This is a genomic window from Bradyrhizobium sp. CCBAU 51753 (genome assembly GCF_015291565.1).
Classification (GTDB): Bacteria; Pseudomonadota; Alphaproteobacteria; order Rhizobiales; family Xanthobacteraceae; genus Bradyrhizobium; species Bradyrhizobium ivorense.
The window spans coordinates 5,239,187-5,249,257 of sequence record NZ_CP030037.1 but is presented as its reverse complement, the minus strand read 5'-3'; the positions used below and the strand labels follow the sequence as shown (position 1 = coordinate 5,249,257).

Below are 10,071 nucleotides of genomic sequence, written 5' to 3'. Positions count from 1 at the left end.
AGGGGCAGGTATCCTGCCGGATTGCGTGAGCGTACCGTTCAAGAGGCCGGACGAGCTCCGGCAGTTGGTGCAGACCTGCCAAGGATATTTCCTGACCGCCGGGACCTTTAGCCTCGCGATCAACCTGCTGTACCTGGCCGGCCCTCTCTATATGTTGCAGGTCTACGACCGCGTGATCTCGAGCGCCAGCGAGATCACGCTGTTGATGCTCACCATCGCGCTGCTGCTGGCCTTCATGGCGCTCGCCGGGCTCGATGCGGTTCGCGCGCGGGTGCTGACCCGCGCCAGCATCCGCCTCGATCGTAAGATCGCCGCGCGGGTGATGACGGCGATCATCGATCGCTCGGCCGCTGCAGGCGGCGCCCGCAGCCAGGCGCTGCGGGACTTCGATACATTCCGCCAGTTCGTGACCGGCACCGGAATCCACGCAATCTTCGATCTGCCGTGGGCCCCGATCTACATCGCCGTGATCTTCGTGCTGCATCCCGCGCTGGGCGCCTTTGCGCTCGGCGGCTCGATCATCCTGGTGCTGATGGCGCTGCTCAGCGAATGGCTGGTGCGGCTGCCGCTGACGGAATCGAACGAGGCGGCCGCGCGCAGCTACAGCTTCACCGAAATGAGCCTGCGCAACACGGAAGTCGTGCGCGCGATGGGCATGACCAGGGGCTTGCTGCGGCGCTGGCGTCGCGATCGCGACCGGATGCTGGAGCGGCAGGTGGCTGCGAGCGACCGCGCCGCGACCGTCCAGAGCCTGATCCGGTTCCTGCGGCTCGCCATGCAATCGTTGATCCTGGGCCTCGGCGCCTATCTCGTCATCGAGCGGCTCACGACCGTCGGCTCGATGTTTGCCGCCAGCATCCTGCTGGGCCGTGCCTTGCAGCCGGTCGAGCAGATCGTTGGCTCGTGGCGCAGCCTCGTGTCGGCGCGGACTGCATTCCTGCGCATTCAGGAGCTTCTCACCGCCGATCCCGTCCGCGAGACCGGGCTTACCCTGCCGAGACCCAAGGGCCGGCTGTCGGTCGAGGCACTCACCTTTGTGCCGTATGGCAGCTCCAAGCCGATCCTGCGCGGTGTGACCTTCGCGATCGAGGCGGGAGAGGTGCTCGGCGTCATCGGCCCCTCCGGCGCGGGCAAGTCGACGCTGGCGCGTCACCTCGTTGGCGTGTTGACGCCGTCGGCCGGGGCGGTGCGCCTCGACGGCGCCGACGTGTCGACCTGGGTCAGGAAGGCGGTCGGCGACCATGTCGGCTATCTGCCTCAGGACATCGAGCTGTTCGCAGACACCGTTGCCGCCAATATCAGCCGCTTTGATGAGAGCTGCGACACTGAGGTGATCCACGCTGCCCAGCTCGCCGGTGTCCACGAGATGATCGTGCGGCTTCAGAGCGGCTACGACACCCAGGTCGGAGAGGGCGGGGCGATCCTGTCGGGGGGCTTCCGACAGCGCATCGGCCTGGCTCGCGCCGTCTACGGCAATCCGAGCTTCGTCGTCCTCGATGAGCCCAGCTCAAATCTCGATGCTGAAGGCGACAACGCGCTGGCCGATTGCATCGTGCAACTGAAGAAGCGCGGCACCACCGTCGTCATCATCTCGCACCGGCCGGCAACCATCAGCGTCGTCGACAAGATCCTCGTCCTCCGGGAGGGGACCGCCGAGATGTTCGGACCACGTCTTGAGATCATGTCGCGTCTGACCCGCCCCGTGCCTGTGCACGCGGTGCAAAGCGCTGGCAGTTAGGCGGATCCCATGGACTTGGCCATTCTCGAAGGGAATCTCAGGAAGCTCCTCTCACTTGCCGCGCCCGCGCCGGCCCCCGCACGCGGAGCACTCAGCGATTCGATCGAGCACGTGGCGCTCGCCGGCTGGATCATGATCGCGGTCTTCTTCGGCGGCATCGGCACCTGGGCGGCAACCGCTCCGCTCAATGGCGCCGTGGTGGCGAATGCCGTCGTCAAGGTCGACGGCAACCGCAAGAGCGTCCAGCATCTGGATGGCGGCATCGTCAAGGAGCTGCACGTCAAGGAAGGCGACCAGGTTGGCGCCGGCGACCTGCTCATCGTGCTCGACGAGACCCAGGCGCGTGCGGAATTCGAGGTTCTCACCCAGCAACACGTCGTGCTCCGCGCGACGGAAGTTCGCCTTCTGACCGAGCTCGATCGCGGATCCAGGCTGACGATGCCTCTCGACCTCAAGGCCCGTTCCGAGGATCCGTATTTCAAGAGCGTGTGGAACGGGCAGGTCAGCCAGCTTGAGAGCCGTCTGGCGGCAATCGCGGGACAACGAAGCGTCATTCGCGAAAAGATCAACCAGCTTGGCTCGCAGATCGTCGGAGCCGAGGCGCAGGTCAAGGCATTCACCGATCAGGTCACGTCCGTTCACCGCGAGGCAAAGGATATCGCGCCGCTGGTTGAGCGGGGCCTGATCGCGCGCCCCCGCATCCTGCAGCTGGAGCGCACCGCGTATGGCCTCGAAGGCCAGATCGCCGACGCCAACGCCGGCATCGCAAAGGCGCGTCAGGCCATCGCCGAGCAGGAGCAGCAGATGGCCCAGCTCGACAACGACCGCATGACCGAGGTCACGCGGGATCTGCGCGACACCCAGGCCAAGATCCTGGAGGTGATCCCGAAGGCGATGAATGCCAAGGCGGTGCTGGGCCGGATGGAGATTCGTGCGCCCTACAGCGGGCGCGTGGTCGGACTCAACGTATTCTCGGTTGGCGGCGTCATCCAGCGCGGCGACAAGATCCTGGATATCGTGCCGCTCCAGGACGGATTGACGATCGAGGCCCAGGTCGCGGTGGAGGATATCAGCGACGTGCACCCAAACACCCGCGCGGAGGTGCATCTCACCGCCTACAAGCAGCGCATCGTGCCGATCATCCACGGCGACGTCACCCAGGTCTCGGCGGACCGGCTGACGGATCCCAAGACCAACAATCCCTACTACACCGCCTTCGTGCGGGTCGATCAGGATGAACTCGCGGCGATGCCGAACATTCGCCTCTACCCGGGCATGCCGGCAACGGTGATGATCCCAACCGTGCAGCGCACCGCGCTCGAATACATCGCCGGCCCGCTGATCATGTCGTTCAACCATTCGTTCCGGCAGAGATAGCGCACGGTACGTGGTACCGGTGCTAGAGCATGATGGGATTAGATTGAGCTGTAGCGGCATCGGAAGTTTACCTCTCCCTTGGGAGAGGTCGGCGCGCAGCGCCGGGTGAGGGGTTACGGTCTCTCGTGAGAGCTGCGGCCCCTCACCCGATTTGCTAACGCAAATCGACCTCTCCCCGTCGGGGAGAGGTGGACCGAAGTCGCGGCCATACCGATCAACCTACATCAGCGCGCTAGCTAGTGGCCGATGCGCAAGATCACGTCATTGACGGCAAAAAAAGGCGACGCCGCAGAAGCGTCGCAACTGCCGCTGCGTGCATAGATGCAGGCATCGGCGTCGCCGACGGGGGCGCAACTGTGCTTTGAAAAGTTCGCCGGAAGATCACCCGCCGCCGCCGGCCGTGCGATGATGCGGTTGAACGCCGGACTGGTCGCCTCTGTCAGCGCCGTCAGACGTCCTTCCGTCAACGGGTCTCTCGGATGCAGCAAATAGAGCGGCGCTGAACCGGCCAGTCGCTGTTGTCCGGGGAATGCCTGGAAGCGAATGGCGTACAATGCAAGACCGCAGCGCTGCGGATCGTCGCGCAACTCTGCCGCAAGACGCGCCGCGCCGATACCGCGCGTCCAGTATTCGCGGATGTCCGGGGCGGCGACGGCAACCCCCAGCGAGAGCAGGAGCCACCCGCCGGCGATCACCGGGAACGCCCAGGGCCGCCAACCGCGCCGCGCCCGCAGCGTCTGCAGCCAATCAGCCGATCCCAGCGCTGCCAGGATGATGAACAGCGCCGTCGACAGGAAGATGAAGCGGTCTTCCTTGTGGGCAATCAGGCTGTGAAAGACGAGGTTGACCAATGCCACGTCCAGCAGCAATGGTGCACGGCGCCGGCCGCGCCAGATCGCCGCCAGCGGAAGCACGATCGCCCACGACCAGAACATCAAAAAATTTTCGAAGTAAGCGAGCGGCGGCGTCGCGCCGAATTCCGCTGCGCGATGTTGCACCAGGTTCTGTTCGATGTTTGCGACCAGCCAGCCAAACGGCACGGCGCCATGCGCAGCATCGATCGCAGCCCCGATCAGCAGTGCGACGAGCCCGCCGGCAACAAGCGGAATCAGATTTCGCCAGTACGTCCTGCATGCGCCGACAGCGAGGATGGCGATGGCCGGCGCATATTGGAAGCGGCAGACAAAGGCGAGGCCAAGCAGGGCGCCGGCGATGACAAGGCGGTTTCGCGAGGGACGATCGGTCAGCAGCAACGCCGCGGGCATGATCAGGGCGGTCGCCAAGGGTTCGCCCAAGGTGCGCGGCGCGAATACGATGAACTCGAACCAGATCGCGGCAACATAGGCCGCGATGACAGCATGGATTCGCGATACACGCGCACCAAAGCACCAGGCGCTGATCACGATCGACAGCGACGCACACACGGCAACCAGACGCGGCACCACGAAGGCACCTTCGCCGCCGGGGGCGATCCAGTCGCCAAAGGCGACCGGTCCGGCCAACAGGGTCGGCAAAAACCAGCCGCGAATCCCTTCGCGCCACTCCCACGTGACGATGCTGTCGTGGCCGAGCATCCGCCAGGCCGGCTCCAGATACTGGAAGGTCTCGTCGGGGTAGACGACGTTGGGCCAGAACGCTGCCGGAATCCGTATCGCCAGTGCGAGCACAACAAGAGCGATCAGCGGATGCAATCGTCCGGCCGAAACACCGGCCGCGCGTGCACGGCCGGGCGCGGCACTGGCGCGCGTTCCGGTCACTGTGCCGTCGATCGTGTCGTGCAGCAGCATACCGCGAACATAGCGCCCAGGCCCTTAAGATACCATAAGAGGACAGCGCCTGCGGATGGTCGCTCCCCGGCTACAGGGAAATCAGCTTCGCTGCCGCGCAACAGAATCGGCTTCGGCCGTCTAGTTCGGCAGCAGCACGGCATCGACGCGGCGGCTGTTGCGCGTGCTGATGATGATCGCGCCGTTGCGGGTCGCAAATCTTGCACCGACCAGTCGCGGCACCTTTTCCGTCAGCGAGGAGGGCAGCGGAATCATTCCGCCGGTGACGGGATCGCCGACCTTGGTTGTCACCGCAGCGGCACCCGCTGACGGGGCGGCCTTGATGTACTCCCTGATCAGCTGGATCTCGTCGCGCGACAGGCCGAGCATCGCCTGCTCGCCGCCGCTCTCGGACGCCTTCCTTTCAGCCTCGGCCTTGGCTTGTTGCGCTTCTTCCTGTTGGGCGGCCTCGCGTCGCGCGGCCTCGCTCTGCTCAAGCTTTGCCAGACGCTCCCGCAGCGGCGCCTGCTCGCGGCGCAGCGCGGCGAGATCGGCCTTCAGCGAGGAGATCTGACCAAAGGCAATCGCCGCACCGACGCAGGCAATGATCGAAAGCGCGCTGAGGAAGGCCAGAGCCAGGCCGGTTTTTCCGGCCCTGCCTTCGACGTTCCGATCCGGAATATCGGCGATGGCGCGCCGCCGCCGCGCGCGGGCTGTTCCGGGCATCACCTTGCCGAACAGTCCGGCGAGGGCGGATAGCCGGGACTCGTTCCGGTGATCCGGCTGCACGGAGCCGAACGCCGGCGGGAGGACGATCGGGGCATCCCGCGCCGGTGGATCGGGCGCAGGCGGTGAAGGGCCCGCGTGCGACGTGACGCGATTGCCGTGGTCGTGGTCTGTGATCGGGGGGAGCTCAAGATCGATGGTCTCGGGCTGTTCAACGATGGCCGCACGGCGCGTGCTGGTGGCAGCTATGTCCAACGGTCCGGATCGGCGCTCGTCGCGTTGCCTTTCGATGCCGGCGGCTTCGAGCGAGCGCAACAGCGAGAGGCCGGTGTCGGTAATCTGTAGGCCGGCAGGATTGATCGAGGCCCAGCCGGACTGGAAGACATCGGCATTGCCGAGCTGCTCGGCTGATCGATCTAGTTGCGTGGCGGCATCGCCCGCCGCGATCATGCGCTTGACTTCGCGGCTGACCTCTTCAACCGGGATCCGTTGCTCGGGCCTTGCGGCAAGCACAGTCAGGATCGCCAAATTGAATCTCATGCGGCGTTCTCTTGATGCCCCGTCGGCGTGCTGCGGGCCGTGCCGGGCAGGGCGCAGCAGATACGCGATGCCGGAGTAGGCGCGTCAACCGGAGAGTCGGCCGATTGTAGCTGCTCGTGTACGGGCAAACAATCCAGCGGCCCGGGCGAGGCCGACGAGGGAAATCGTTCGCGAACCGCGGGCGTGCTCAAAGGAAATCCCGCAGCCTCGACAGCTCGACGATGTGTTCCGGCGACAGGATATCGCCGACCAGCGGTGCCTGCGGCGTGGTGCGGATTTCGTAGAGGTGTCGAGACCGCTCCGGCTTGGCCATGAAGTCGCGGATGCATTCATCCAGCGTTCCCTCGGCAACCATGTATGGCGCACGATCCTCGCGCCGCAGATTGCCGAGCGAGGGCCATTTGTAGAGACGTGCGGCAGCCTCGAAGTTGAGCTGTGATAAGTCGTCAGACATGGGACATCGCAAGCTGGCGATCATCGCGCGAAGCGGCGGCGGGTCGCAGATGCGCCGGCCGGCATCCGATCGCGGGCAACCAGTTGGAGACGGCGAGCCGTCCCATCACGAGGATGAAGGTGGCCACAAGCCTGGCCAGGCGATCATCTGCCAAATTGCAACTCCAATAAGCATTCGCAAACGCAATGAATGAATCGAGCACCGGGGCAATTCGGCGCGGCATCGCGTGAACGCCGACGGCGCCTGCGGCCGGGCCGCCGGACCGACCTGCAATCGGCCGGGCCGGCCACCATGATGAACGCATCTTATTACCAAAGCCCACACCTGTATTACGTTGCGCAGCAGCCGGAGCGCTGCCCGACCTGCGGCAACGCCGGTCATTCAAAAGACTAGCTAAGCTATTGAAAATACAGAATGGCGGAGAGGGAGGGATTCGAACCCTCGATACAGCTTGAGACCGTATGACGCTTTAGCAAAGCGTTGCCTTCAGCCACTCGGCCACCTCTCCGGTGCGAGCCTTATGCATCGATTTTGTCGGCACGGTCAATTTGGAAGGGCGTGTTTGTGCTCGATTATTCTCAGCGATGTTGCAGTGGCGGGGCCCTCAGATCGGTTTGCGCCTGGACCGAGAACGGATCGTCAGAAGAACGGACGCGGAACAACGGCCTTTGGCCCGTTCTAAAAGGAGGGTTCCGCGCATGCAATTGCCGTCGGCTCGCTCAACCTATTGATTTAACTTAAAGAAATAAGACCGTCGCCGGCTCATTCCACGCTGGCGCCGCGGCGGAGGTCGGCCTCGATCTGCAGCTTAGTGCCGCCGCCGAAGCGGGCGCGATAGACCTGCAGGTTCTCCATGATGCGCTGGACGTAGTTCCGCGTCTCCGAGAAGGGAATCAGCTCGACCCAGTCGACCGCGTCGACCTTGGGATCGCGCGGATCGCCGTAGCGGTCGATCCACTTCTTTACGCTGCCGCGGCCGGCATTGTAGGCGGCGAAGGTCAGGATGTAGGAGCCGCGATAATCCTCGAGCAGGCCGCCGAGCTCGGCGGCGCCGAGCATCGCGTTGTAGACCGGATCGGTCTTCATCCGGTTGAGGTCGAAGCCGATGCCGGCGCGCTTGCAGACGTAGCGGCCGGCTTCCGGCGTCACCTGCATCAGGCCGTAGGCCTGAGCCGGCGACACCACGGCCGGATTGAACGCGCTCTCCTGGCGCGCGATCGCATAGACGATGCTGCGCTCGACCTCCGGCCCGACCTGGGTGAAGGACGGAATGCCGTTGATCGGATAGGCGTAGTGGTCGAACGGCAGCCCGCGATTGAGCGCGGCTTTGCCCATCAGCAGCATGCCGCGGGCATCGCCGTGGCGCGCAGTCAGCTCGCCGAGGCCGGCCAGCGCCTCCGGATCGCCATTGTCGCCGAGATCGCCGAAGATCGGGATCGCAAGCTCGCGCGCGCCGATCTCATAGAGCAGCCCCACCGCGCGCACGATCTCGAGCCGCTCGGCGCCGCGGCCGCGCGGCACGCCGTTGAGCTCGATCTGCGGCAGGCCGAGCTTGGCACGCGCCAGTTGGCCGTAATAGCTGGTCGATTGCTCGGCGGCGCGGGAGTAGGCGGCGCGGGCCTCCTGGGCGCGGCCAGCGGCCTCGGCGGCACGGCCCTGCCAGTAGCCGGCACGCGCCAGCGCGGTCGGGTTGGCGCTGCCGACGCCGATCCGGGCGAAGTGCTGCGAGGCCAGCGCGGGATCGTTGAGGAAGCGCAGCGCGATCCAGCCCGAGGTGAATTCCTGCTCGGTCTTGTAGATGTCGCGGGCCGGCAGCGCTGCGTCGCGCGCGATCAGATAGGCGGTGCGGTACTCGCCGGTGTCGATCATCTTGCGGGCGAGCAGCCGCCGCTCGATCCACCACTCGTCGACATTGAAGAGGCGGGCGGCTTCCTTCGGCGCGCTCAGCATCAGCTGCGCGGCCTCGGTGAATTTCTCCTCGCGGCGGAGCAGCTGGATCTTGGCGAAGATATAGCCGGTGTCGCTCGAGAGCTCGTGCGGCACGGCTTCCAGCAGCGCACGTAAATTGCCGCCCTTGCGGTTGGCGGCGGCGCGCGCCTTCGCCAGCGCCACGTATCCCGAGCCGAGGCGCTTGGCAGCGCGCATGCCGGCGGCTTCGTTGTCGGTGCCGTAGAGCATGGTGTCCATGCGCGCCTTGTGGTCGCCGCCGGTCAGGAACGAGCCGAACAAATCGAGCGCAGTGGTCTCGGTGTCCTCGCTCATCGGGTCGTTGCGCCAGGCCTCGCGCACCAGGCGCTCGGCATTGGCGCGGTCGCCGCGGCCGATCATCGCCTTGGCCAGCGCCAGCCGGCCCTTGGCCGAGACCGGGGATTCACTCTGGAACCAGGTCCAGACTGCGGAATCGTCGCGGCGGTCATCCCACAGCGCGGCCTCGATGCGGCGGCGAAGGAAGGTCTGCGACGGCCAGCTCGGGTTGGCGTCCAGGAAACTCTTGTAGCGCTCGACCGAGGCGCCATTGTCCTCGCTGCGCAGGATCAGCCACTCGGCAAGCTTGCGCGCGACCGGATCGGACATCGAGGCTTCCACCTCGGTGGCATCGGCGGCCTTGCGCTTGCGCAACAGCTCGACGACGTTCTCGAGCGCATCCTTGTCCGCCTGTGGCGTCGACGAGGTCGCGGCGACTGCCGCGGGCGTGACCGGCTTGCGCACGGCCGGTGCGGCGTGCTGGCGGGTGGCGGGCACCAAGGCGGGCGCGATGGCGGTCGCTGGGGCCGGCTTGTGCGACACCGTTCCGGTGGTCTTGGGAGCTGTGGCCTTGGCGCCGTCGGTTTTGACGGCGCCGGCCTTGGGAGCGCCAACCTTGGGAGCGCCAGCCTTGTCGCTCGTCTTGGCGTCGCCAAGCTTGGGAGCGCCAGTCTTGGCAGCGCTGGACTTGGTGTCGCCAGGCTTGGCATCGCCTGGCTTGGCAGCCGTCGTCTTTGCGGCGCCGAGCTTGGAAGCCTCGTTCTTGGAAGCGTCGGTCTTGGGGGCGGTCGTCTTTGCAGCGGTTGTCTTGGCTGGCGTAGTCTTGGCTGCCGTATCCTTGGCAGGCGCGTCCTTGCCCTTCGCATTCTTGGCCGGAGTACCTTTGGCTGCGGCGTCCTTGGCGGCCGCGCCGTGCGCAGCCGGCTTCGCTGCTGGAACCTCCTCGGCGGCCCAGGCGCCGGCCGCCATCACGGCAACACCGAGCACGAGCGCCAGGCTCGTTGCCAGCGCCGTCGATCGCAATGTGCCTGCGCGGGCGGAGTGGATCACGAAGGTTCCCTGCGGCGCCGAATCATCCGGTCGTTCGCGCCATCCGTTCTTATTTGAATGAATGTGTGCACAAAATACTAAAGCGTCGGTGGTGCGGCTGTTTGCGCCAGCACCACGGCAAAATCGCGGCTGCCCAATTTCGGCCCGCAGCGGATCGCGGCCCGTGTCGAGAAAGC

7 protein-coding genes and 1 tRNA gene are annotated in these 10,071 nt (G+C 65.7%); 2 read left to right on the top strand and 6 right to left on the bottom strand.

Annotated features, from left to right (window positions below):
- Nucleotides 1-25 precede the first annotated feature (25 nt).
- Complete coding sequence (locus XH93_RS23900) at nucleotides 26-1,738, top strand: type I secretion system permease/ATPase (RefSeq protein WP_194469373.1); 1,713 nt, start codon at nucleotides 26-28, stop codon at nucleotides 1,736-1,738.
- A 9-nt stretch (nucleotides 1,739-1,747) separates the two neighbouring features.
- Nucleotides 1,748-3,115 (top strand): HlyD family type I secretion periplasmic adaptor subunit, encoded by a 1,368-nt coding sequence (locus XH93_RS23895; protein WP_139862630.1) that lies wholly within the window; start codon nucleotides 1,748-1,750, stop codon nucleotides 3,113-3,115.
- Between the two features lie 236 nt (nucleotides 3,116-3,351).
- Here the strand turns inward: XH93_RS23895 and XH93_RS23890 are convergent, their stop codons facing one another.
- From XH93_RS23890 to XH93_RS23865, 6 genes are all read right to left on the bottom strand, one after another.
- A complete protein-coding gene (locus XH93_RS23890; protein ID WP_194469372.1) occupies nucleotides 3,352-4,902 on the bottom strand; it encodes a 4-amino-4-deoxy-L-arabinose transferase in 1,551 nt (516 codons plus the stop codon).
- 120 nt (nucleotides 4,903-5,022) lie between these two features.
- Complete coding sequence (locus XH93_RS23885; protein WP_194469371.1) at nucleotides 5,023-6,135, bottom strand: hypothetical protein; 1,113 nt, start codon at nucleotides 6,133-6,135, stop codon at nucleotides 5,023-5,025.
- Nucleotides 6,136-6,334: 199 nt separating this feature from the next.
- Nucleotides 6,335-6,601 (bottom strand): hypothetical protein, encoded by a 267-nt coding sequence (locus XH93_RS23880; RefSeq protein ID WP_139483107.1) that lies wholly within the window; start codon nucleotides 6,599-6,601, stop codon nucleotides 6,335-6,337.
- Nucleotides 6,594-6,824 (bottom strand): hypothetical protein, encoded by a 231-nt coding sequence (locus XH93_RS23875; RefSeq protein WP_210340396.1) that lies wholly within the window; start codon nucleotides 6,822-6,824, stop codon nucleotides 6,594-6,596. Before XH93_RS23875 ends, XH93_RS23880 begins: the two co-directional genes overlap by 8 nt.
- 192 nt (nucleotides 6,825-7,016) lie before the next feature.
- Nucleotides 7,017-7,109: transfer RNA gene (locus XH93_RS23870), tRNA-Ser, on the bottom strand.
- 254 nt (nucleotides 7,110-7,363) lie between these two features.
- Complete coding sequence (locus XH93_RS23865; protein ID WP_194475312.1) at nucleotides 7,364-9,814, bottom strand: lytic transglycosylase domain-containing protein; 2,451 nt, start codon at nucleotides 9,812-9,814, stop codon at nucleotides 7,364-7,366.
- Nucleotides 9,815-10,071: the final 257 nt, after the last annotated feature.